We start from the raw sequence: 23,375 nt of genomic DNA on the forward strand, positions 1-23,375 counted from the left end.
GTAATCTGTGACTTAAGAACTATATGCCAATCACATATTTTTTCCATTCTTGATTTGATTCGCCTCTGGTATACTTAACTAACTCAAAATGTAGGCTACTGTAGGGACGGCGAGGCTTAGTTTGTAGTAGCATATCTGCCTCCTTGGGGGTTCGGCTGCCTTTTTTGACATTACATCTAACACAGGCTGCTACTAGGTTTTCCCAGGTATCTACTCCGCCACGAGACTTAGGAATTACATGATCAATAGTTAATTGATCTCCTTTGGCTTTACAGTATTGACAAGTCTGACAATCTCTTTCTAGAATGTTACGGCGGGTTAAAGGAATCTCTTTATAAGGTACTCTTACATAGTAGCGTAGGCGAATCACCGTGGGTAAAGGAAAGTCTGCATAGATAACCGTACCCTTGTGTTCAAGCTGCTCTGCTTTGCCTTTGATCAGTAATACTACTGCTCTACGCCAACTAGTAATATTTAGGGGTTCGTAGGAGGCATTAAGTACTAAAACCTTACCCATAATAACAACTGATATTATTTATTAAGAAATAGTAACACAGACAAACTAATTAGTGTAGTTTGGTAATGATTATTTAATCCTTAGTGTTAATTAGGCTAGCTGATATTTCAGTTAGAAACTGTTTGTAAAGTAAACATTAAGGACAGGGGAGATGATGGAGATGGTGGAGATTGATTATTAACCTACTTTAAATACATCACTACCCTAAATACCCCAATATCTATAATCAATAGAAGAATTTTGTCCTTTGTTTCACCAACAATCTCTTAAAGTCTTGACCTTATCTATTTTTCGACTAACATTTGTGCATTATAGCAAGCAATAATTAGGTTTTAAAACCAATTTAAATATGGTGGGTTGGCAACAGCAAAGCAAAGCTTATTCGGCAGAAAAACAATTTAATTCCTTATCTCTGTTGGTAAGTCGTCAACGTGCCTGGATCGAGATAAATTTGTCAGCCTTAGCTCATAATGTCAGGACTCTAAAAGACTTTCTTGCTCCTCAGACAAGATTAATGGCGGTGGTAAAAGCCGATGCCTATGGTCATGGTGCGGTTACCGTGGCTAAAACAGCATTAGCCAACGGCGCAGATTGTCTAGCGATCGCCACTCTCTCTGAAGGTGTGGAATTACGCCAGGCAGGAATTACATCTCCTATTTTAATTTTAGGTGCAGTTAACGCCCCCGAAGATATTAAAGCGATCGCCGCCTGGGAATTAGAGCCTACTATTTGTAACCCAGAACAGGCACTAGCATTTGCTTCGACGATGACTGGCTTAGGTAAGTCTTTATTGGTTCATCTCAAGCTAGATACAGGGATGTCTCGTTTGGGTACTAACTGGCAAGAAGCAACCCCCTTTGTGCAGTTTGTACAAAAATTACCTAATCTAGAGATAGCCAGTATCTATTCTCATTTTGCCACGGCTGAAGAAAGCGATCGCAGGATCATGAACTTGCAGCATCAACGTTTTCGTCAGGTGATTGAACAATTAAAGGTAGAAGGTTTTGTGTCACCCTCAATCCACCTAGCCAATTCCGCAGCCACTTTAAGCGATCGCACTACCCATTACGATCGGGTTCGAGTAGGACTTGCTCTTTATGGTTTGTATCCTGCCGATCATTTACAGCAGGTGATTGAGCTTAAACCAGTTTTGCAGCTAAAAGCCAAAATTGCTCAGGTAAAAACGATTCCCGCAGGCGAAGGAGTAAGTTATGGTCGTAAATTTATAACGCAAAAAGATACTAAAGTGGCGGTTGTCGGTATTGGTTATGCTGATGGCATTCCTCGTAATTTATCTAATCGTTTACGGGCAATTGTATCTGGTCAATTAGTCTCACAAATCGGCTCAATTACGATGGATCAGCTAATGCTAAACGTCGATCATCTCACCGATGTTCAGCCAGGAGACACTGTTACTTTAATTGGACAACAAAACAAATTAAGCATTACAGCAGACGATTGGGCAAATGCTTTAGATACTATATCTTGGGAAATTCTTTGTGGTTTTAAACATCGATTGCCTAGAATAAATGTAAATTGAACTTATTCAACTCTTTAAATTACTATGCTCTCAAGACAGCTAGTTGCATTTGCTTTTCAGGATGCTATGGACAAAGTAACTTCTTGGGATGATCGCCTAGTAAATAACCTTGGCAGATCTGTAACCTCTTCTGTAAATAGCTGGTTAGTCAATCATCCTTTTTTTTACTGGCTGGTTAATCATCCTCTAATTAGCTTGCTCATTACTTTGGTCAGCATTGTCCTAATTGTTCGCTTAGCGATCACCATTTATCGAGCGATCGCCTCGATGATAGATCGGATGTGGTTATGGATTCTGCGATCGCCTTTTCTCTTGCTAAAGTTTCTATTTGGTTGGGAAGTAAAACCTAAAAACGTTCCCGTTAACTCTACTATCACTAATTACGAAATAACTAATAATCCCGAACAGCTACAGGAGATTATGACTCGTTTGGATACAATCCAGCAGCAACAGCAACAGATATTAGAGGATATTGCTCAACTCAAAGATTCTCAGGCTATTCCTAAACAGATTAAGTTAGTCGATCAAAAGCTAATAAGTTAGGACTTATTAAAGAGGCAAAATTTCTCCTAGGTGTTTAAAATAGGATTGGTTGGATATGCGATCGCCCAGTTCTCTTTACATTTTGAACAAACCTACCTTGCTATAATAGGATAATAATTTACTAAACTTTACATTTTAAGAGTATTAACTCAGTAGTATGAAATGCACTATTAATCGTCGCGCTCAGTTTTCCGCGAGTCATCGCTACTGGTTGCCAGAATTAGACGAAGCAGAAAACCAACGCCTTTTTGGTGCTTGTAGCCGTTTTCCTGGACACGGACATAATTATGTTTTATACGTATCTTTAGAGGGCGATTTAGACAGGTACGGCATGGTAGAAAACTTGTCCGTAGTTAAACAGGTAATCAAACGAGAAGTTACTAGCCAGCTACAATACTCTCATCTAAATGATGCCTGGTCAGAAGAATTTAAGCAAACATTACCTACCACAGAAAATATTGCTAGGGTAATTTGGAATAAGCTTAAGCCTCATCTACCTTTAGTTAATATTCAATTATTTGAACATCCAGAACTTTGGGCAGATTATCAAGGAAATAATATGGAAGCAACTTTAACAGTCAAAACTCACTTTAGCGCAGCGCATCGTTTAGCAATTCCTAGCCTCAGCTTTGAAGAAAACCAGGAAATTTATGGAAAATGCGCTCGTCCCAATGGACACGGACACAATTATCATTTAGAAGTTACCGTAGCAGGTGAGATTGATAATCGCACTGGGATGTTAGTGGATTTAGGTGCGCTACAGAATGCCATTGATGAATATGTAGTTGAACCTTTTGACCACACGTTCTTAAATAAAGATATTCCTTATTTTGCTGAAGTTGTCCCAACTGCGGAGAATATTGCCGTAAGAATTGCGGATTTATTGCGATCGCCGATTAAAGAACTTGGTGCCGAATTAGACAAAATAAAATTAATCGAAAGTCCTAACAACTCTTGTGAGATCGATTGTCGTTCAAGCAAAGAAGATGCTGAAACGACTAAATCAAAAAAGCCAGCAATGGTTTCACAGTAAGCAGTAGTTTTTGAGAAAATATTTAAATAGTTCTTTTGACTGATTTAAGCCGAAATCAAAATCGATATATTGTTTCTTAAGGTGAGGTATCCTTTTTAGATTAAAGTTAAACACTGGGCGGAGAGATACTGGTTTCGACTAAGTTATTATAAGCTCAATCTAAAGCGGGTGATTAAGATTAACCGAGCAGGTTGGGCTAAATAATCCTCGTAATCTGTTTAAAACCTGAAATATATCCTATTAATGCCTATAGACTGACCTAATATTAGGAATGATACTGTGTGAAGATTGTCGGGACTGTTAATTGCCTACGTAGTTTTTAGCTCAAGACTAAAAGCGTTTGGTACTATTAGCAGAAGTATAGTCATCACAGCAAATCTAAAGTAATAACAGACCAATACTCATTTAAACCTTAGGAGAGCATAAAATATGGAATCTAATACTACTCCAGAAGTTACAACCGATCCTCAGACAGCTACAGTAGATTTAAGAAGCGAAACCCCTGGTAAAATAACCGCGACCAAAACACCTCCAGCAGATGGACAGGTTCAAGAATATTTGAATGTAGGCTCAAAATTCTTAAGCAGAATTTTTGAATATATCAAAGAGTTTGTAGATAATAATCAAAAATCTCTAGTTAATCTGTTGCTGATTTTTCTAGGCATTATAGCAGTAAAAGTAACTTTAGCGGTTATTGCAGCTGTTAATGATATTCCTTTGCTCGCACCTACGTTTGAATTGGTAGGGTTGAGCTATAGTGGCTGGTTTGTTTATCGCTATTTACTAACGAAATCATCTCGCCAAGAATTGGTACAGGAGTTTGAATCTCTCAAGACTCAAGTTGTTGGTCAAGATGAATCATAGTTTTAATTAATTTGGTTCGTTAAATTCCTCAGAATAATCTTCTGGGGAATTTTATTTACAATTATTAGGTTTTAAATTTTATCCAATAGTCTTAGCTGATGATTAATTCTGCTTTGGACTGTTTGCAATTCTCTGAGGTTAGTTAATTCGGCAGAATCAAAACAAGCCTGAATTTTTCTGAGGGTTTTTTCCAACTGTTGGGCAAGCTGTAAAGCCTGTTCACTAATTCGATCCATCTGCTTTTGCTCATAGATTTGTAAAGAGCGATCGCGTAAAATTTGGACTATAATTATTTCGTCTTCACCTTCAACTAGAAACTCTAAGCGTAGCAAAATGCGCTCTTCTTCATAGATTCTTTCTAGGACAACTTTTTGGGGATGACTAGATGTATTTTGCGGCAGTCTTGCCATCCGTTTTATTTCGTCGATTAAAGAGCAAAAAGTTGGCAGGGGTAGCCGCTTGATACTAGATTGAGTCTTTTCATCTTTTTGAGCTACAATACCACCGCGATCGCTATGGCGAGTCAATTTAAGGCGATCGCTGTAGTGTCGAAAAGCTGACTCCAACAATTTTTGCCATGATAGCTGAGACTGTAACTGCGGTAGAAAATCAACGGTTTCTGGTGCTGCTCTTTCAATATCTTCAATTAAATCGGCAATTTCTATTTCAGCATCAGCAATTTGAGCCTGAGATTTTTCTAATGCTGATTGAGCCAAAAGTTCGGCGGGATTACCGTCGATAATGGTAGGTCGATCGTCAAGACGATTAGAAGTTTTTTGCTGGAGAAACTCTGGAGGAATTTCATAAAGAGTTGCTGCTAAATCCACCTGTGATTTTGCTGGTTTAGCTGGTGATGGAGACTCTAAATCTAAGTCTCTCAAAAAGTCTAAATCTGGAGGTAAATCTTCTAATCCAGCAGGCATATTTGATTTGGGAGAAAATGAATCTGATTCAGAATCGGCAAGTTTTCTTCTGTTAAGCTGCGCCTCATTCAAAGGGATTGCTCCGCCACTAAAATTAGTATCAATCACAGTCTTGTTTTGATCTTGTGGTGATTGCGACTGTTGCTGAGAATTTTGAGGATAGCTATTTAGAATTATTTCATGGGTTTGTATATCAATTACATTAAGAGTGAGATTGTAATGAAAAACCTTGGCGATCGACTTGACAAACTGTAATGATTCCTCGTCGCTAGGGTCTAACATACCCAAAGTTAAGTTATTATCTTCTAACTTTAAGGGTAAGACTTGGTAGTGCCGACATGAATCTACGGGAAACACGGTATCTATTAGCTGAAAAATTTCTTTACTATTGGCAAGACAATCAGCAAACATTGCTGCTTGAATATCATTAGAGAAGTAGGAATCATTATTCATAGGTGAGAGCCTGCCTAGCTTAAAAATTTGTTTAAATAATATTGTGTGTATTTAAAAATCCTAATAATCTTAAGTTACCCAAATCAGCCAGCAAGATTAGCAAAAACGATCAATTTACTGACCTCTGACCTCATTCGGTTTTCTGATTCGTGCAGGAGGTCTTATGAATCCATCTTCAACCAACTAAAAACTGTAGTCACCTCAAGTTGCAAATCAATATTTTCTAAGACAGACAGGCGATCTCTTTCGTACAACAAAACAGGTTGTCGATTAGGAAAGAAGATGAGAATTGAACGATCTTCTGGATCGATTAACCAACCTAACTGACAACCATGCTGTAAACAATAGAGAATATTACCTGTTACTCTATTTGCTCTTTGTTTGGGAGAAAGAATTTCAATTGTCCAATCTGGAGAAAGTAGAAAATCATTTGGTATTTCTCCATCAGCATCAAAGGGGATTCGCGACCAGAGAAATATTGCTATGTCAGGGACAAGGGAAGGATTATCAAAACTACAGCGTAGCTTTGGCAAAGCATAGGCTACTTTTGCGCTTTCTACCGCTTGATTAATACGATTACAAAGCTTTAGCTGCAATCGACTATGTTTGCCTTTTGGCATTGGCTTACAGATAATTTTGCCATCAATATATTCCTGAACAGGCTTTCCTTCTGGCAACAAAAGAAATTCATCTAGACTTATCGCTTTATTAGGAGAAGTAGTCATAATCTTTAAATCCTGCTTGGCGGGATAATTTCAGTGTAACAAAACGATTTTATTGTCCTTGATTTGATCTAAAATTACTTTTCTGAGGACTTTTGCTAAAAATAAATACAAATGACAGATAAATCGCCGATTCCCGTAGTTGTTAATGGTGCTTTGGGTCAAATGGGCAGAGAGGTAATCAAAGCTATATCTCAGGCTGAGGACATGATGTTAGTCGGCGCAGTAGATCTCAATCCTGATTATTTTGGTCAAGATATAGGAGAAATCATTGGTGTTGGGGCGTTAGAAGTTCCTATTTTGAATGATTTGCAGAGTGTTTTGGTCTTAGCCACTCAAGAAAAAGTACAGGGGGTAATGGTAGACTTTACCCATCCCGATAGCGTTTATGAAAATACTCGCAGCGCGATCGCCTATGGAGTGCGTCCAGTTGTGGGGACTACAGGTTTAACGGATAAACAATTACAAGATCTCACCGAATTCGCCGACAAAGCCAGTACAGGCGCACTAATTATTCCTAATTTTTCGATTGGCATGGTGTTGCTTCAACAAGCAGCCATTACCGCCTCTAAATATTTTGACCACGTAGAAATTATTGAACTGCATCACGATCGCAAAGCCGATGCCCCTAGTGGTACAGCAATCAAAACCGCTCAAATGATGGGGGAAATGGGTAAAGCCTATAATCCCCCAAAAGTTGAATCAAAAGAGACTATGGCTGGTGCTAGAGGTGGCACAGCAGAAGGTAATATTCCCATTCACAGCATTCGTTTACCTGGCTTAATTGCTCATCAAGAGGTGTTATTTGGTGCGCCTGGTGAACTTTATACCCTACGTCATGATACCAGCGATCGCTCTTGCTATATGCCAGGGGTGTTACTTGCCATTCGCAAGGTGACTGAACTGGCTTCTTTGGTATATGGTTTAGAAAAAATAGTGTAGCGTTGATTTAGATCTAGTTGAAAATTCCTTATGCTTAAGCCTATAACCAGGGAAAAAATGGAACAGTTAATTCCCTTGATTGCTACAGGAGAACAATATAAATATTATTGGGGTAAATGGTCAGATGTCTTAAATCGGCTACTAATTTCGGTGGTGGCTGTAGTTGTAGTTTTGATTTTAGGCTTGCTATTGGGAGATCAGGGACAAGCCTTGGTTTTGCTATTGGGTGGTGCTGCTTCTATATATTGGTTATGGTTTCCTGTATATCAGGCAAGTTTGCGTAATTCTGCCAACCGACGCTTCAAATACGCTGGTTTTTGGCGTGGTAAAGTTCTAGATGTTTTTTTGACGGAGGAATTAATTGGTGAAGAGGAAACAGTTAACAAAAGAGGCGAACTAGTAATTATTGAAAATCGCGAACGCTGGATAAACCTGATCTTGGGGGATAAAACAGGGTTTGAAGTCGCAGTTCAAGCACCTTTACAGCGGATTTACAAAGGCATAAAACCTGGAGAAACAGTTGAGTTATTACTGCTGTCCAATCAGCCAGATTTAGGTCGTATCAATAAGATTTCTGATGCCTATATTCCTAGACAAAATCTTTGGGTAGGACAATATCCTTATATCCAAAGAGATGTTTTTACTGAGGTTAGCCGTCAGTTGGGCGGTGTAACTCCCACAAGAGTAGATAAAAGAAACCGCAGTCGCAATATTAAACGTCGCGATCGCTAAAATGAGTACTCCCTGCGGGGGATACCCCTTGGCTACTTATCCTGCCCATATGCCCGCCAAGTCAGATCGACTAAGCTATTTAAAATTGCTGAAGCTACTGTAGCACTACCTTTAGAACCATCAACGTAAATACGAGGAAAAGAAGAGCCTGAGAACTTTTTCCTCTCTGGTTTAGTAAATACTGGCGCAGTTGCGATCGCTAAACTAGGATTAATTGTTTTACTCTCGATCAAATTTATTAAGGTTGTCAAAGCAATTTCACTTTGTCCGATGATAAAAATACCCTGGGGATGTTGTCTAGCTAATGCTTCTAATCCAGAAGCAATTTGGCTTTTATCATTTCGAGTTTCGCTGTTGATAGTGGCACAGCAATAAACAGGATTATAAAAAGTTTTCTGTAGCTCAGGAACAATACTAACTTGAATCTCTGGAACATCCACCACAATTGGAGTAGAAACTTTTAATGATGCTGCCCCTTTTGATAGTGCATCTTCAGAAAACTTCAATAAGGAAATATACTCAAAATCAGCCGTGTGGTAAATAACCTGACGAATTATTTCATATTGAGCAGGTGAAATATTTTGGTTATTACCGTTAACTTGGCGATCGATGGCTGCCAAAGAAGAAGCTTCTGTAAAATGTGGATTCATTTGTTTTGAGTTAGTTTTCAGTCAGCGCTACACTGCCGTGAAACGACGAAACCTACTGTAACGGTTGGTCAATACTTTAATCTAAAAAGTATTTTAAGTAGAATATTCTATTAGATTAGCTGAATTAAACTGTAAACAGCTAAATTTTATATTCAAACGACTCTGCTAAATTACAAAATAAACGCTACCAGGAAAAACAGACGATCGCAATATGTTGTTTTTTAGCTTATAGTTTTTCTCCCCCTGGAAGCTTTTGTAGCAAAGTATTCACTTTTTCCGACAACTGTTTTCCCGACACATCATAAGTCAATTCAAGTAAGTCAAGTACGATTGCTGAGATTTGTTCTTGATTCACCCTAGCTGAGACTGTTGAAGGCTTTAATGTACCGCCAAAAACCTCAATAGCTGCATCGTCAATAGCTGCCTCTAGTGCCTCTTCTAAATATTGCTGCCAATCTTGTTTCTTGATGTAGTAAGAGTTTTTGCTCATTAGATTGAGCTTTCTTATTTGTCTAATTGAGTCGCGAATTGAGGCAATCCAAGAATTAGTCAACTTTTCTTCCAACTGATTCTTAATTAAATGAGCAATTAGACGTACTAAGTAAGACTCTATTTTTCTAATTACATCTCGTCTGCTTATTTCTTCAAGTTCATCGATTATTGTTAACGCATCACTGTATTTACCTGTAATGATGTTATTTCTCAATTCGGTTAACTCTTCCATAGAGGTCTTATGCTCACTTGGTGTAACAATGCCAAGAAAAACCGATCAATCGGCTAGAGATAAGCCTAATCATAATCACTTTGTTTATTCTAGTTTAGCTACTCGTGAATATCTCGAAACACTTTTTTAATCGAAGCCTTCTGCTAAATTAGCATGATCATGATAGAAAAACGCGATCGCCAGAGGATTAAAAGGAAAATTTTTGAGCTTTGTTAAAAAAAAGGAAGAATATAAATAAAGCGTCGGATGTAAATCTTAGAACAATTGCCATTCGCCACTACCCAATCTTTTTAACTGATGCAGACGTTTATTCGTATAGAAATCATCTAGTCTAGACCAATTATGAATTGCAGCAGCATTAATACTGATTGCCCAATTCCATATATGAGCCATTTGAGTCAAAGCTTGCAAAGAAAACATTTCTGCATCAGTAAGCTCTTGCACTGACTGGTATCCCTTAAAAAAGGCATCTCTTACCTGGCAATTGATGCCCGCATTTAGAGAAACCTGTAAAAATTTAGCCAGATCGAAGACTCGCCACCCATAACCACACTGATCGAAATCAAATAGAGTTATCTGATTGTCCGCAGTAAAATGAACGTTGCCACTATGAGGATCGCCCCAGCAAACGCTCCAAAGAGGTGGCACTTGTTCAAGACAAGTCAACTGTTGTTTAATTTTATAGATCGCCTTGTTTAAGTAATGCAAATCGCTTACTCTATGACGTAAGTAAGGGCTTATTACAGCTAGTGAATCATTCAGCAAATATTTAATATCTAGAGGCTGACGAGGAGTCGAGTTATGAAAGTGTAAAGATGTTTGATGTATTTTGCCTAAAGTTTGACCTAAGATTTGGCTTTGAGCTAAATTTAGATCTCCTTGAGGCACTTCTCCTGGAGCGTAGGGAAAAAGAGCCGCATAGCGATCGCCTTCAACGGCATGAATAGTAACAAAGAGCTTGCCATCTGTAGTCTTCAAAGGATTAGCAACAGGAATTTCCTGCTCATGGAGAAAATCAAGAAACTCAAGCTCAAATTGAATTTCAGACTGAGAACGCCAATGATGGTGAGAAATTTTGAGGATATAGGATTGATTTTTAGCGTCTATCAAATAGATATCGCTTAAACCACGATTCCAAAATAAACACCGCTCAACCGCTCCTAACTCATATCTAGCTAGCACTTCCTCTATCAAAGCTTCAGGAGAAAGAGTAGAGTAGATAGCTGGAAAAACACCCATCGCTACCATTAGGAATTATGCCTTTTACTGAGTATAAGTTGACCTATCCTCAGTAGTGGTTGATTCAGGAGACAAAAGATTAAAAGTATGCGCTTTTTATCTAGCTAGATTCCTGCTGTTTACCAAAACTTTGTGGACAGATATACTAAGATTATCTGCTATCTGCCATGGTTTAAGTAGCCTTTGATACCAAAAGCTACAAATTACGAGCAGCGCAAATTGCATTAATGCACTCAGAAAATTACAGTCACCCCTATTTAAAATAGAAATACATTTTGGTTATTTTTAGCAAAAGAGAAAAGAGTCAGGGGAAAGATAAGCTTTTTACCCGCTCTTCTCTCCTCATCCCTCATCTCTTACTGCGGTGTTTTTTGGAGTTCTGGTCGTTCTTCAGGCAGTATTGCACCCTCAATGGGACAGACTTGTAAACAGATACCACAGTCGATACAGGTGGCAAAATCTATCCAATACCAGTCCGATCCTTGGCTATTTTTGCCAGGACCATCGTGAATACAGGCAACAGGGCAAGCGTCAACGCAATCAGCAACCCCTTCGCAAATTTCTGTAACTATAGTATGAGACAAAATGAATTCTCCTTTGAGTTCTGTTACATATTAGATTAGTCTGTTTATTTTGTGTCGGAAATTTCAGCCGAATTTATTTTCCAGCTTAAGACACCCGTATCGCCATCTATTTCGACAGGCTGTCCTACTGGCAAGGCTGCATTTGCCCCATCATGTCCAAACGGCAAATCATAAATCAAAGGAATATTTAAGTCTCCCAGGCGATCGCGCAATACTTCTTCAACTGTCCAACTACTAGCCCCTGGATAAGGTTCACAACGGCTAAAGCGACCTAAAGCAATGCCGCCAATTTTCTTTAGCACTCCCATCATGCGCCATTGGGTTAACATTCTATCAATACGATAAGGATACTCAGTAACATCTTCCAAGGCTAATATAGCCCCAGCAAAGTCTGGCTGAAGAGGCGTTTGAAGTAGATGGGTGGCTACGGTTAAATTTGCTGGCAGTAATCTGCCTAAAGCCTTGCCTCCCACATATCCTTTGCCCTGTAACTCATCAAGCTGACCTGTTTCTAGATAATCAAACATCCTAGCGATCGCCCATTCTGGTTCGCTTGCCAAACTTGTCAGTACTGGTGCATGAAGACCAGAAATACCTACTGTAGCTAAACTCCATAACAGGGTAGTAACGTCGGAAAATCCAATCAGCCACTTAATTTTTGATTGTGATTGTTGCCAACTCCAATCTTCTAATAATCTTGCCCCACCATAGCCACCTCTTATACAAAGAATGGCTTTACATTCAGGATTATGCCAAGCTGCTTTTAAATCTTCTCGACGTTGGCGATCGCTTCCTGCTAAATAACCAGAATAAGATTGATAATTGCTGCCTAATTCTACTCGATAACCGCGCTGTTGCCAGATTTCGATACCTTTGGCTAAAGCATCGGTTGTTTTTAGCGCACCAGAAGGCGCGATCGCCATAACTAAATCTCCAGGCTTAAGTAAGGGTGGTAGCTGACAGGATTTAATCAATGACTTTGGTGATGTTTCCATGACTAAACTAAACACATCTGCTTTAGTTTTAGCTTGCAAGATGTAAAACAAATTAGCCAAGCCAAGATATTTTGTAGTATTTTTATCCCTCATGCCTCTTGCAGAGCATTTTATGATCTAAGCAAATTCAGCCAAATAACTTTTAGTAGTCAATAGCTTTATAAAGTTACTATATGTTAAGTTGAATTTTATTAAAATTGAAGCTTATTTGAGTTAAAAGGAGAACACAATGGCATTAGAAGCTATTCCTGATGGGATTAAAACCTGGTCGCAGTTCGGTCATCCTATACTAATGTGGGTGTTGTTGGGTACTAGTGTTTACGCTTTGTACTTAGGAGTTCAAAGTTCTAAAATTCGTAGTGCTGACAAAGAAGTTAGAAAAGAATTAGTCAAGAAAAACTTTACTCAACGACACCACAGAATGGGGTCGATTCTTCTGGCTTTCATGATTTTGGGCAGTTTAGGTGCTATGGCAGTCACCTATATCAATAATGGCAAACTGTTTGTTGGTCCTCATCTGCTAACAGGATTGGGTATGACTGGCTTGATTGCTGTGTCTGCATCACTAGTTCCCTATATGCAAAAGGGTAATAGTCTGGCTCGCAATACCCATGTTTCGCTTAATATTGTGCTGTTGGGATTATTTGGTTGGCAAGCCATTAGCGGAATGCAAATTGTCCAAAAGATTTTAGACCGTATGATGTCATAAATAAAGCAGTAAATATTACTTCCGAGACGTAGAATTTATTTTACGTCTATTTTTTATTTAATAAAAGAATTTGATTGAAGGTAAAGATAGTTTAGCAGTATATTTTTCAAGGTAGCCCCAATGTTATTCTACGATCTAGCCAAAGAAATTTTAGTAAAAGATTAGAGAGAATTTATAAAATGAGCGAAGTAAATGAAACGCCATTGTTGTTAAGGGCAGCCCGTGGCGAAGTATTAGAACGTCCGCCTGTATGGATGATGCGTCAGGCGGGTAGATATATGAAAGCATATCGAGATATTAGAGAAAAATATCCCAGCTTTCGCGATCGCTCAGAAATTCCTGAAGTAGCCATTGAAATTTCTTTACAACCTTGGAAAGCTTTTCAGCCTGACGGGGTAATTATGTTTTCAGATATTGTTACTCCTTTGCCAGGCTTAGGGATCGATATGGATATTGCTGAAGGCAAAGGTCCAATTATAACTTCGCCGATTCGTAGCCAGAAACAGATAGATGAGCTACATCCTTTGCAGCCAGAAGAATCGTTACCTTTTATCAAAACTATCCTAGAAAGTTTGCGCTCTGAAGTAGGTAACAAATCCACTGTACTTGGCTTTGTTGGCGCGCCCTGGACGCTGGCTGCCTATACCGTAGAAGGGAAAGGTTCTAAAACATACTCCAACATTAAGGGGATGGCGTTTTCCGACCCGACTATTTTGCATCAACTATTGAGCAAGCTGGCTGATGCGATCGCTACTTATATCTGCTATCAAATTGACTGTGGCGCCCAGGCAGTACAAATGTTTGACTCTTGGGCTGGTCAACTATGTCCTCAAGACTATGAAATCTTTGCGCTGCCTTATCAACAGCAGGTATTTCGTAAGGTGAAAGAAACTCATCCTGACACCCCTTTGATTCTTTTAGTCAGCGGTAGTGCTGGTTTATTAGAGCGCATGACCAATTCTGGTGCAGATATCATTAGCGTTGACTGGACAGTAGATATGGCAGAAGCCAGACAAAGACTAGGAAAAGATATGAAGGTGCAGGGCAATATTGACCCTGGGGTGCTATATGGTTCTCACGATCTGATTCGCGATCGCATTTTAGACACTATCCGTAAAGCAGGCAACCAAGGACACATTCTAAATTTGGGACATGGTGTACTAGTTGGCACACCTGAAGATAATGTGCGTCATTTCTTTGAAACAGCTAAACAAGCAGATCAATTACTAACTCATGCTTAGTAGTTATCAGCGATCGGCATAAATTATTAGAAGTATTAGATTAGACAAAGACAGGCAAGAGAAATCTTTTAATTATAAAGACTCTTGCTTGTTTTAATTTTTAGCACTGAGTCTTATTTCTAACTGCTCCCCTCGCGCATTCCCTTGCTAGGTCAGCATTCCCTTGCGGAAAAGTGTGGTCTTTGTGAGAGGAAACGCCCCCGTTTAGGGGGCTTGTTCCACTCTCACGGCGGGGGTTTCCCCCATGAACAACTTTTTCAAGACGCGCCTTGCGTCGACGCGGGGTCTTCTCTCATTTCCGTGCAGCAAAGACCGCCTCGCTTCGCTCTTCGCGCTTGCCCGCATGTATCGCGCTGTTGAAACAAAGGGCCTGTCCGCATGTACTGTCGAACCATGCGCGGGGGTCGCTCGTCTAACTGTCCCAACTGCCCTGAGTGTTCCAACTATACTAAATTCTATTCTCAAAGAGAGCGCACTAAAAAGTCTCTATCTATTTGGAGTTAGACGCTTTCACTTAGGTTATTTAATTAGTATTTAGATAGAATAGTAAGCAAGACGATCGCTTTTAGAGAGAAAAATTTATCGCAGTAGATAATAATCAAGAAACATTGACCGATTAAGTCGATTCTAATTTGAATTACTCCTGGGAGTAATTCTTACGACGAACCGCAGACGATAAATACGCCCGAAAAATGTGTCCTTAGAAAGGAGTAGCAGCAGATCTAGCGATTGCTAAGACTTTAGCTATGAAGGCGCACTCGCCGTTCAAACCGGCGCAAATGGCGGCGCTCAATGCAATTTGACTAAAGAAAACTATTAGAAAGGATTGAACCTAATGAATAATGACCCTTCCACCGCTTCTGAACAATGTCCCTTCCGTGGAACCCGCATTGGCGGTGCGCTAGGCTCCAAGCCGCAAACTGATGATTGGTGGCCGAACCGACTTCAGGTCGAGCTGCTTCACCAAAATTCGCCCCAAGCCAACCCGCTGCAAGATTTTGATGGCAAGGAAGCCTTCAAGAAGATTGACTTCAAACAGCTAAAGAGCGACATTAAAGCGTTGCTAACCGATTCAAAGGAATGGTGGCCAGCCGACTATGGCAACTATGGACCTCAGATGGTTCGCATGGCGTGGCACGCCGCAGGCACCTACCGAATCGCAGACGGTCGTGGTGGCGCAGCGCGGGGTATGCAGCGTTTCGCACCTATTAATTCCTGGTGGGATAACGGCAACACCGATAAATCACGACGGTTGCTTTGGCCCATCAAGCAGAAATACGGTGCGGCACTAAGCTGGGCTGATTTAATGGTTCTAACTGGCAACTGCGCGCTTGAGATCATGGGTCTGAAGACCTTCGGCTTTGGCGGCGGTCGCATTGATGCTTGGGAAGCAGATCGCTCTACCTACTGGGGATCCGAGTTCTGGAACGGCAAGCCGATTGAAGAAGTTAAAGAACTGGTACATGCTGGTCATCCCGATCAGATGGTCACTCGCGAGATTCGCTGGGTTGGAAAGCCCGACGAAGAATACTACGACCTCGAGAACCCTCTAGCGGCCTCGCACCAAGCACTAATTTACGTCAATCCAGAAGGACCAAACGGCGAAGGTGACCCTCACGGTTCGGCGCGAGATATTCGCGAGACGTTTGCGCGGATGGCTATGAATGACGAGGAAACGGTAGCGTTAATCGCAGGCGGTCATGCCTTTGGTAAAAGTCACGGCATGGTTTCGTCGGACAAGATCGGTCCAGCACCAGAAGGTGCGCCAATTCAGGCGATGGGCATGGGGTGGCAAAACCCCGAAGGCACTGGGTTTGCCGAATATACGATGACGAATGGGATTGAAGGATCGTGGACGCCAAACCCAACCCAGTGGGATAACAATTACCTGATAAATCTTTTTAAATACGACTGGAAACAGACAAAGAGTCCATCTGGTGCTGTTCAGTGGACGCCGAGCAATCTTGATGCGCCGAAGACGCCAGACGCTCACAAGCCAGGCGTTGAACACGCATTAATGATGATGACTTCGGACATTGCGCTAAAAGTCGATTCAGCCTACAACGAGGTCTGTCAGCGTTTTTTAAATGACTTTGATTACTTTGGCGATGCCTTCTCTCGCGCCTGGTATAAGCTGACCCATCGAGACATGGGACCAAAAACGCGCTATCTTGGCCCGGAAGTCGCAGCGGAAGATCTGCCCTGGCAAGATCCGATTCCGGCGCTCGACCACGACGTCGTTGACGACGCTGATATCAAGTCTCTTAAGGACAAGATTTTGGCGAGTGGGCTTTCTGTTTCGGCGTTCGTATCGGCTGCTTGGGCATCGGCATCGAACTACCGCGACTCCGACAAGCGTGGTGGTGCAAATGGGGCGCGCGTTGGCTTAGATCCTCAGAAAGACTGGAAGGTGAACCGCCCGCAGGAACTTGGCGAAGTTCTATCGACCCTCGAGCAAATTCAGGCGGACTTTAACGGCGCTCAGTCAGGCAGCAAAAAAGTCTCGATGGCGGATCTGATTATCCTTGGAGGCTGTGCTGCGATTGAGAAAGCCGCGCAAGACGCTGGGCTTTCTGTTGCTGTCCCCTTCACTCCGGGTCGGATGGATACAACTCAAGAGCTAACAGATGTTGAAAGCTTTGAATGGCTGAAGCCAGTCTCGGACGGCTTCAGAAATTATCACAATGAGGCCGTTGGCTATAAAGTAAAGGCGGAGCGTATCTTCCTCGATCGCGCGCAGCTCCTCACGCTGACCGCGCCTGAATGGACAGTTCTTGTCGGCGGACTTCGCGCTCTCGATCAGAATTGGGATCATTCAAAGCACGGTATCTTCACCGATCGCCCTGGTGTCTTGACCAACGATTTTTTCCGTGTCCTGACTAGCATGGACTACGAGTGGAAGCCGATTGACAATCGCGAGATGCTCTTTGACATCTGCGATCGCCAAACGGGCGAAACGAAGTTCACGGCGACACGCTGCGATCTCATCTTCGGTTCGAACGCGGAGCTTCGTCAAGTCGCTGAAGTCTATGGCGCTGATGACGGTCACGAGCTTATGGTCAAGGACTTCGTTGCAGCCTGGAACAAGGTGATGATGCTCGATCGCTTCGACGTTCGCGGTTAAGCTGCGATTGTTGTATTGGTTGTTACATTAAGGGAAGTATCATGTCAGTTTTGCTGTTAATTTTGGGTTTTGCTTTATTAGCAGTTACATCTTCAGATGTATTATTAACCACCCTTACTTTAAAGGGTGGTGGTTTTTTGACTAATCGCTTTTCTTCTTGGATATGGCATTGGGCAATTAAGCTGCACAAAGCTAAACAAAATCACAAGTTATTAGCAGGGGTTGGATTGCTAATAATTGTTGGTATGGCTGTTTCCTGGTTCTTCTTGACTTGGGTATCTTGGTCGCTAGTTTTTTGTTCTTTTGACAATGCTGTACTCACTTCCTCGAACAAAGAACCAGCAAGTACTTGGGGTAGGATTTATTTTACTATTTATACTATTACTACTTTGGGACGAGGGGACTACCTGGCTGGAGGTTTAGTCTGGCATCTTTTTACAGGTTTGGCAGCAGCTAACGGATTTTTCTTAGTAACTCTATCGATCGCCTATTTCTTCCCTGTAGTTTCGGCTTTGACTGAGCAAAGAACTTTAGCAGTTTACATTTCCTCTTTAGGAGGTACAGCAGATGAAATACTGACTAAAGCCTGGAATGGTAGTGATTTTGGAAATTTAGATCAACATCTGATTTCTCTTACGCCCATGATTGCTGAAATGGGAGAAAAACATCTAACCTACCCAATTTTATATTATTTTCACACCAGTGAGCGATCGCGCTGTCTTCCTTTGAGTATTGCAGCTTTTGATGAGGCGATGACCTTGTTGCAGTATGCTTTACCAGCCAATTGTAAACCAGATCCCGCAGCGTTAAGCCCTGCTCGTCGTGCTAGTGCAGCTTTCCTAAACACCCTAAAGTCGGCATATCTCGAACCCAGTAACCACGAACCTGCTTCAACTCCTCTAGAATTACTCCGAGATCGAGGTATTCCTACGGTGAGCGATCGCAATTTTATCGAAGCTACTAGCCATATCAATCATCGACGTAGATTACTGGTGGCTTTAATCAAAAATGATGGCTGGACTTGGGATGCTATAGCTTCTAGTCTTACAACCAATAGAGCTACAAACTTAGATGATGAAACCGAAATGAATGATTTAGTTTTACATTAAATGATAACTCTCAAACATAAACCAAACTATGAGCAAATCAAATAGCTGGATTGATATTTCTTTAAGCATTCATCCAGGAATGCCTTACTGGCCCGACAATCCGCCTATAAATATTGAACCTAGCCAATGTTTGGCTCATGGAGATGTATGCAATGTTTCTAAGCTGACGATTGGGACGCATACAGGAACGCACGTAGACGGTATTAATCACTTCATTAAAGGCGGGATGGGTATCGATCAAATGCCTCTGGACGCTACCATTGGTAAAGCCAGAGTGATTGAGATTAAAGATCCTCAACAAATTAAGGTAGCAGAAATCGAGCCTCACAATATTCAGGCGGGAGAAAGAATATTATTTAAAACTATAAATAGCGATCGCGCTCTCAAATCCGATCGATTTGTAGAAGACTTTGTGCATATCTCCACGGGCGCAGCACAATATTTAGCTGAGAAAAAAGTTCGCACTGTTGGAGTAGACTATCTTTCTGTTGGTGGCTATCAAGGTAATGTAATTGAGGTGCATCACGCTTTATTAGGTTCTGGTATCTGGGCAATTGAAGGGCTGGATTTATCTCAGGTAGAACCTGGAGAATATGAGCTTATTTGTTTACCTATTAAGCTAAAAGATGGGGATGGTGGTTTGGCTAGGGCAATCTTGCGACCCATATGAACATTTAAAAATTTTTAATGTTAAAAAAAAAGCGATCGCTAGTTAGTTTTAAGCGATCGCTTTTTCTATTCAATCATTCTTACCTAAAAAACAAGCAAATCGCTGTTATAAGCAACTTCAGCAATGCTACTTTGAACGTCAAAGTTATTTGAGGAAAACAGATCTTGACCATAGTTTTCCAAAAAAGAACCAATTTGTTGTCCGTTGATTAGCATCCCATCCTTCAAATTATCGATAATAATATCTTTTCCTGAGCTATCAACAATTGTGTTGTTACCGCCTCCTCCAAAAATAATATCTTTACCTGCGCCACCGTCGATAGTGTCGTTTCCTTCTCCACCAAAGAGCAAATCACTGCCGTTACCACCACAAATTAAGTCATCTCCCCCGTCCCCAAAAATAATATCTTTACCATCATTACCATTAAGAGAATCATGACCATCCTTGCCAAGAATTAAATCGTCTCCTCCTAAACCACTAATAAGATCGTTGCCATCTGTACCTATGAGAGTATCGTTACCCTCGGTTGCAGAATTGTCTACTACCTCTTGAACTTCATAAGCACCAATATCAGTACCGTTGCCGACAGTGCGATTAAAGCCTTCTCCCCGCTGATCGGTTTCTAGATTATTAGGATTACTACCTGCATCAATTGCAGAACTACCATTTAGTAAAGCAAAAGTCTCAGTTGCACCGCCGTTATTTTGTAGTTCTCCTAATTGTGGATTGATAGGGTTATCGAGAGTACCTACAATATCGCTATCAACAAAACCTGTGGCATCATCACCGTTGCTAATTAAATTATTGCCACCACTAGTAAACTTTCCATTGCCAGATACATCTCCAATAGGAGTACTCTTAAGATTGCTGTTGCCGATAATACTACTAGTTACCGTAGCATTAGCATCATTGAAGTTAATCAAACCCCCTGCTCCTAAACCACCAGTATTGTTGGCTATAGTAGTGTTGGAAATCTCAGCCGTACCAGCATTCTCGATACCTGCGTTAGATCTGCCTTGGTTGTTGGCAATTGTACTGTTGCTAACATTTACCGTGGCATCACTACGAACAATAATTCCTGATTGAGCTTGAACGGCTTGATTATTAGCAATTGTACTGCGTTCAATGTTAGTTGTTCCTGATTCAACCAAAATGCCGACATTACCACCGCCATTATTATCACTTATAGTAGAGTCGCTGATAGTGGTTGTGCCTCGACTAATAATCGCGCTATTGTCTGAAGAACCAGGACGGCTAATTGTATGACTAATAGTGCTGTCAGCCAGAGTTAAATTACCAGAGCTGTCAATTTTACCGCCAGTGAGATTTAAACCATCAATAGCAACATTAGTATCAGCATTAGCAATATCAAAGATAAAGCCACCGTCTAAAGTTAGATTATCTTGACCCAAACCGTCAATGGAAACCGAGTCACTGATATTTAGATCGCGCTCTTGAGATTCTGCCAAAGCAATTGTGCCACCGCTTAATCCTGAGTCAAAGATAATCGTATCTTTGCCTTCTTGTTTATTGGATAATGCGATTGCTTCTCTTAAAGATAGATCTCCTGCGCTAAAATCCCCATCGTTTTCATCGACTAAGGTTGAGACAACTAGATCTGTAGGAGTTTGTCCACCATTACCATCTTGCACTTCATAAGCACCAATGTCAGTACCGTTGCCGACAGTACGGTTAAAGCCTTCTCCTCGCTGATCTGTTTCTAAGTTGTTAGGATTACTACCTGCATCAATAGCTGGAGAACCTTTTTGCAGTGCTTGAGTGGGAGTAGCACCACCATTGTTTTGTAATTCTCCGAGTTGTGGATCGATGGAATTATCTGCTGTACCTACAATGTCGCTATCTTCAATATTAGCTAAACCTCCCACCTGACCAATATCCAGGGATGATGTAGCTTCGCCACCAATCAGGTTATTACCACCACTGATAATATCGTCTCCTTGTAGATCGCTATTATTAGAATTACCTGCAACTATAGTACTGACAAGTGTAGCTTCACCATTATTGTCAATACCATCGCTATTACCACTAACAGTACTGTTACTAACAGTCAAATTTCCTTCATTACAGATTCCACCGCCAGGTGAACGCGCGTCAACATTATTATTGGCGATCGTGCTTTGAACGATCGTTGCCGTACCAGCGTTGGCAATTCCTCCACCAGGAGCACCACGACGTTGAGCAGAGTTATTATAGATAGCAGAGTTCTTAACGGTTAGTGTACCTTCAGAGAAGATTCCTCCGCCCCTAAGATCGGCAGTATTATCACGGATAATAGCGTTGTTAATTTCTAAATTTTCCGTATTATATATACCAGCACCAGATGGTTTATCAGTTCTACCTACAAAAGCACCACCTCCCGTGATGGTCAAGTCGTTAATCACAACTTGTGACTCAGCATCAGAATTATCATTGATGTTAAAGACGCGAATACCATCAAAAAAATTGTCAGAACCGCCTCCATCAATAATGATGTTCTCTGCACCCAAACCATTAATAGTTAGGCTTTTATCGATCGCCAATTCACCCTGGGTTAAGGTAATTGTGCCACCGCTTAGACTTTGATCGAAGGTAATAGTATTACCTAATTTAGCTTGCGCGATCGCTTCTCTTAAAGATAGATCGCCCGCGCTAAAATCTCCATCGTTCTCATCGACTAAGGTTGAAACAACTAAATCGATAGGAACTTCTCCGCCATCGTTTTCTTGAACTTCAAAAGCACCAATATCAGGACTACTGCCTACTCTGCGTGGAAAACCCCCTCCTCGCTGATCTGTGCTTAAATTAGTCGGGTCGCTGCCTGCATCGAGCGCAGGAGAACCATCAAGTAGTGCCAGTGTTTCAGTTGAACCGCCGTTGTCTTGTAGTTCGCCTAGTTGTGGGTCGATTAATAACTCGGTTTGTGGGTTACCAGGATCGTCACCGTTACTACCAACCAGATCGCCATTGACTCCATCGACAAAACCAGTAGCGTCATCGCCATTACTAATTAAGTTATTACCGCCACTGATGAATTCACCATCACCAAAAATATCGCCAATAAAACCACCACCAGTATTATTAGCCAGGACGGTGCTGGTTACGGTGACTGTACCTGAAGAATTCTGGATGCCTCCACTACCCAAACCGCCATTATTATCGGTTATGGTACTGCTAAGAATATTAACTCTGTCACTACCACCAGCATTAGCAATACCGCCCACAAATCTGTTTTGATTGTTAACAATCGTGCTATTTCTAATGTTTACCGTATCGTCGGTAAGTATGAGAATTCCCGAACCGCCTAATACGCCCTCATTGTTAGCGATCGTACTACGTTCGATGTTGGCTATTCCCGATTCAATCAAAATTCCAATGTTGTCACCACCACTATTATCTTTAATAGTAGAATCGCTAATAAATAGTGTTCCTCTACTTATAATCGAACTATTGTCCGAAGAACCCGAACGAGCAATGGTTTGACTAATAGCGCTATCGGTCAAACTTAAGTCGCCAAAGCTGTCTATTTTGCCTCCAACTAAGTTCAATCCATCAATTTCTAGATCGATATCTGATTCGGCAACGTCAAAGATAAAGCCACCGTTTAGAGTCAAGCTGTCTTGACCCAAGCCATCGATCGTAACCGAATCATTTATATTTAAATCACGTTCTAAAGATTCATCGATCGCAATTGTGCCACCGCTTAAACTAGAGTCGAAAGAGATCGTGTCTTCACCTTCATTGTCATTAGCTCGTGCGATCGCTTCTCTTAAGGACAGATCACCCGCGCTAAAATCACCATCATTTTCATCGACTAAGGTTGAAACTATAAAATCTTGATTCATGGCTTTTATTCTCCAAAAATTCAACAGTAAACTTGCCTATTGAAGTATCAATAGAGCAAGGAAAAGTAATCGAACTCACTAAATAGCAAATAGAAACGGCATTATTATTTGTTCCCTATGCTATCAATTTAAGCGTAATTCGATTGTAGCGCAAACTAATCTTAAAGACATGAAGTTTTAATGAAGTACAATTTGATTTATCAAGTTTTGATGAAGCAT

Annotated in this window: 20 protein-coding genes; 11 read left to right on the forward strand and 9 right to left on the reverse strand. The window is 41.0% G+C overall.

The features are described 5' to 3' along the window. Window positions 1–19: 19 nt before the first annotated feature. Window positions 20–517 carry an HNH endonuclease gene (locus tag SLP02_RS22070; RefSeq protein ID WP_319422875.1) on the reverse strand — a complete coding sequence of 166 codons (498 nt, stop codon included), beginning with the start codon at window positions 515–517 and terminating at the stop codon, window positions 20–22. Window positions 518–866: 349 nt separating this feature from the next. Between SLP02_RS22070 and alr the strand changes: the two genes are divergently transcribed. From alr to SLP02_RS22090, 4 genes are all read left to right on the forward strand, one after another. After that, window positions 867–2,057 (forward strand): alanine racemase, encoded by a 1,191-nt coding sequence (gene alr / locus SLP02_RS22075; RefSeq protein WP_319422876.1) that lies wholly within the window; start codon window positions 867–869, stop codon window positions 2,055–2,057. 24 nt (window positions 2,058–2,081) lie between these two features. Then, complete coding sequence (locus tag SLP02_RS22080; RefSeq protein ID WP_319422877.1) at window positions 2,082–2,600, forward strand: hypothetical protein; 519 nt, start codon at window positions 2,082–2,084, stop codon at window positions 2,598–2,600. A 157-nt stretch (window positions 2,601–2,757) separates the two neighbouring features. Then, window positions 2,758–3,633 (forward strand): 6-carboxytetrahydropterin synthase, encoded by an 876-nt coding sequence (locus tag SLP02_RS22085; protein ID WP_319422878.1) that lies wholly within the window; start codon window positions 2,758–2,760, stop codon window positions 3,631–3,633. Between the two features lie 429 nt (window positions 3,634–4,062). After that, a complete protein-coding gene (locus tag SLP02_RS22090) occupies window positions 4,063–4,497 on the forward strand; it encodes a CAAD domain-containing protein (RefSeq protein ID WP_319422879.1) in 435 nt (144 codons plus the stop codon). 71 nt (window positions 4,498–4,568) lie between these two features. Here SLP02_RS22090 and SLP02_RS22095 read toward each other — a convergent pair whose 3' ends face one another. Both SLP02_RS22095 and SLP02_RS22100 read right to left on the reverse strand, forming a co-directional pair. Further along, a complete protein-coding gene (locus SLP02_RS22095; protein WP_319422880.1) occupies window positions 4,569–5,873 on the reverse strand; it encodes a GspE/PulE/PilB domain-containing protein in 1,305 nt (434 codons plus the stop codon). Window positions 5,874–6,034: 161 nt separating this feature from the next. Further along, window positions 6,035–6,598: a Uma2 family endonuclease gene (locus SLP02_RS22100; protein ID WP_319422881.1), complete on the reverse strand. Its 564-nt coding sequence runs from the start codon at window positions 6,596–6,598 to the stop codon at window positions 6,035–6,037. Window positions 6,599–6,709: 111 nt separating this feature from the next. Here SLP02_RS22100 and dapB point away from each other — a divergent pair, with 111 nt between their 5' ends. Both dapB and SLP02_RS22110 read left to right on the forward strand, forming a co-directional pair. Further along, window positions 6,710–7,537 carry a 4-hydroxy-tetrahydrodipicolinate reductase gene (dapB, locus tag SLP02_RS22105; RefSeq protein ID WP_319422882.1) on the forward strand — a complete coding sequence of 276 codons (828 nt, stop codon included), beginning with the start codon at window positions 6,710–6,712 and terminating at the stop codon, window positions 7,535–7,537. A gap of 30 nt (window positions 7,538–7,567) precedes the next feature. After that, on the forward strand, window positions 7,568–8,269 hold the full coding sequence (locus tag SLP02_RS22110; RefSeq protein WP_413467274.1) for a phosphate ABC transporter permease: 702 nt from the start codon (window positions 7,568–7,570) through the stop codon (window positions 8,267–8,269). 32 nt (window positions 8,270–8,301) lie between these two features. Here the strand turns inward: SLP02_RS22110 and SLP02_RS22115 are convergent, their stop codons facing one another. The 5 genes from SLP02_RS22115 to SLP02_RS22135 all read right to left on the reverse strand — a co-directional run bounded on the left by SLP02_RS22115 (window position 8,302) and on the right by SLP02_RS22135 (window position 12,461). Next, complete coding sequence (locus tag SLP02_RS22115) at window positions 8,302–8,919, reverse strand: precorrin-8X methylmutase (RefSeq protein WP_319422884.1); 618 nt, start codon at window positions 8,917–8,919, stop codon at window positions 8,302–8,304. Between the two features lie 226 nt (window positions 8,920–9,145). Further along, window positions 9,146–9,643, reverse strand: coding sequence for a DUF29 family protein (locus SLP02_RS22120; protein ID WP_319422885.1), 498 nt, complete (start codon window positions 9,641–9,643; stop codon window positions 9,146–9,148). A 255-nt stretch (window positions 9,644–9,898) separates the two neighbouring features. Beyond that, window positions 9,899–10,882, reverse strand: a complete 984-nt coding sequence (locus SLP02_RS22125) for a phosphotransferase (RefSeq protein WP_319422886.1) — start codon at window positions 10,880–10,882, stop codon at window positions 9,899–9,901. Window positions 10,883–11,238: 356 nt separating this feature from the next. Continuing rightward, window positions 11,239–11,466, reverse strand: a complete 228-nt coding sequence (locus tag SLP02_RS22130) for an indolepyruvate ferredoxin oxidoreductase subunit alpha (RefSeq protein WP_319422887.1) — start codon at window positions 11,464–11,466, stop codon at window positions 11,239–11,241. A 44-nt stretch (window positions 11,467–11,510) separates the two neighbouring features. Next, entirely contained in the window at window positions 11,511–12,461 is a 951-nt protein-coding gene (locus tag SLP02_RS22135) for a S66 peptidase family protein (protein WP_413467415.1), read from the reverse strand. Between the two features lie 229 nt (window positions 12,462–12,690). Between SLP02_RS22135 and SLP02_RS22140 the strand changes: the two genes are divergently transcribed. From SLP02_RS22140 to SLP02_RS22160, 5 genes are all read left to right on the forward strand, one after another. Then, window positions 12,691–13,170: a DUF4079 domain-containing protein gene (locus SLP02_RS22140; RefSeq protein ID WP_319422889.1), complete on the forward strand. Its 480-nt coding sequence runs from the start codon at window positions 12,691–12,693 to the stop codon at window positions 13,168–13,170. A gap of 179 nt (window positions 13,171–13,349) precedes the next feature. Continuing rightward, a complete protein-coding gene (gene hemE / locus SLP02_RS22145) occupies window positions 13,350–14,411 on the forward strand; it encodes a uroporphyrinogen decarboxylase (protein ID WP_319422890.1) in 1,062 nt (353 codons plus the stop codon). 835 nt (window positions 14,412–15,246) lie between these two features. Continuing rightward, window positions 15,247–17,535: a catalase/peroxidase HPI gene (gene katG, locus SLP02_RS22150; protein WP_319422891.1), complete on the forward strand. Its 2,289-nt coding sequence runs from the start codon at window positions 15,247–15,249 to the stop codon at window positions 17,533–17,535. A gap of 41 nt (window positions 17,536–17,576) precedes the next feature. Next, window positions 17,577–18,644, forward strand: coding sequence for a two pore domain potassium channel family protein (locus SLP02_RS22155; protein WP_319422892.1), 1,068 nt, complete (start codon window positions 17,577–17,579; stop codon window positions 18,642–18,644). Window positions 18,645–18,672: 28 nt separating this feature from the next. Next, complete coding sequence (locus SLP02_RS22160; protein ID WP_319422893.1) at window positions 18,673–19,314, forward strand: cyclase family protein; 642 nt, start codon at window positions 18,673–18,675, stop codon at window positions 19,312–19,314. Between the two features lie 83 nt (window positions 19,315–19,397). Here SLP02_RS22160 and SLP02_RS22165 read toward each other — a convergent pair whose 3' ends face one another. Next, the gene (locus SLP02_RS22165) at window positions 19,398–23,156 is read right to left on the reverse strand and encodes a beta strand repeat-containing protein (RefSeq protein WP_319422894.1); all 3,759 of its coding nucleotides are present in this window, start codon (window positions 23,154–23,156) and stop codon (window positions 19,398–19,400) included. Between the last annotated feature and the right edge of the window lie 219 nt (window positions 23,157–23,375).

The organism is Pleurocapsa sp. FMAR1 (assembly GCF_963665995.1).
Taxonomy (GTDB): domain Bacteria; phylum Cyanobacteriota; class Cyanobacteriia; order Cyanobacteriales; family Xenococcaceae; genus Waterburya.

Coding starts and splice junctions, on each gene's coding strand:
- SLP02_RS22070 (WP_319422875.1), bottom strand. CDS start 517: ATGGGTAAGGTTTTAGTACTTAATGCCTCCTACGAACCCCTAAATATT.
- alr (WP_319422876.1), top strand. CDS start 867: ATGGTGGGTTGGCAACAGCAAAGCAAAGCTTATTCGGCAGAAAAACAA.
- SLP02_RS22080 (WP_319422877.1), top strand. CDS start 2,082: ATGCTCTCAAGACAGCTAGTTGCATTTGCTTTTCAGGATGCTATGGAC.
- SLP02_RS22085 (WP_319422878.1), top strand. CDS start 2,758: ATGAAATGCACTATTAATCGTCGCGCTCAGTTTTCCGCGAGTCATCGC.
- SLP02_RS22090 (WP_319422879.1), top strand. CDS start 4,063: ATGGAATCTAATACTACTCCAGAAGTTACAACCGATCCTCAGACAGCT.
- SLP02_RS22095 (WP_319422880.1), bottom strand. CDS start 5,873: ATGAATAATGATTCCTACTTCTCTAATGATATTCAAGCAGCAATGTTT.
- SLP02_RS22100 (WP_319422881.1), bottom strand. CDS start 6,598: ATGACTACTTCTCCTAATAAAGCGATAAGTCTAGATGAATTTCTTTTG.
- dapB (WP_319422882.1), top strand. CDS start 6,710: ATGACAGATAAATCGCCGATTCCCGTAGTTGTTAATGGTGCTTTGGGT.
- SLP02_RS22110 (WP_413467274.1), top strand. CDS start 7,568: ATGCTTAAGCCTATAACCAGGGAAAAAATGGAACAGTTAATTCCCTTG.
- SLP02_RS22115 (WP_319422884.1), bottom strand. CDS start 8,919: ATGAATCCACATTTTACAGAAGCTTCTTCTTTGGCAGCCATCGATCGC.
- SLP02_RS22120 (WP_319422885.1), bottom strand. CDS start 9,643: ATGGAAGAGTTAACCGAATTGAGAAATAACATCATTACAGGTAAATAC.
- SLP02_RS22125 (WP_319422886.1), bottom strand. CDS start 10,882: ATGGGTGTTTTTCCAGCTATCTACTCTACTCTTTCTCCTGAAGCTTTG.
- SLP02_RS22135 (WP_413467415.1), bottom strand. CDS start 12,461: ATGGAAACATCACCAAAGTCATTGATTAAATCCTGTCAGCTACCACCC.
- SLP02_RS22140 (WP_319422889.1), top strand. CDS start 12,691: ATGGCATTAGAAGCTATTCCTGATGGGATTAAAACCTGGTCGCAGTTC.
- hemE (WP_319422890.1), top strand. CDS start 13,350: ATGAGCGAAGTAAATGAAACGCCATTGTTGTTAAGGGCAGCCCGTGGC.
- katG (WP_319422891.1), top strand. CDS start 15,247: ATGAATAATGACCCTTCCACCGCTTCTGAACAATGTCCCTTCCGTGGA.
- SLP02_RS22155 (WP_319422892.1), top strand. CDS start 17,577: ATGTCAGTTTTGCTGTTAATTTTGGGTTTTGCTTTATTAGCAGTTACA.
- SLP02_RS22160 (WP_319422893.1), top strand. CDS start 18,673: ATGAGCAAATCAAATAGCTGGATTGATATTTCTTTAAGCATTCATCCA.
- SLP02_RS22165 (WP_319422894.1), bottom strand. CDS start 23,156: ATGAATCAAGATTTTATAGTTTCAACCTTAGTCGATGAAAATGATGGT.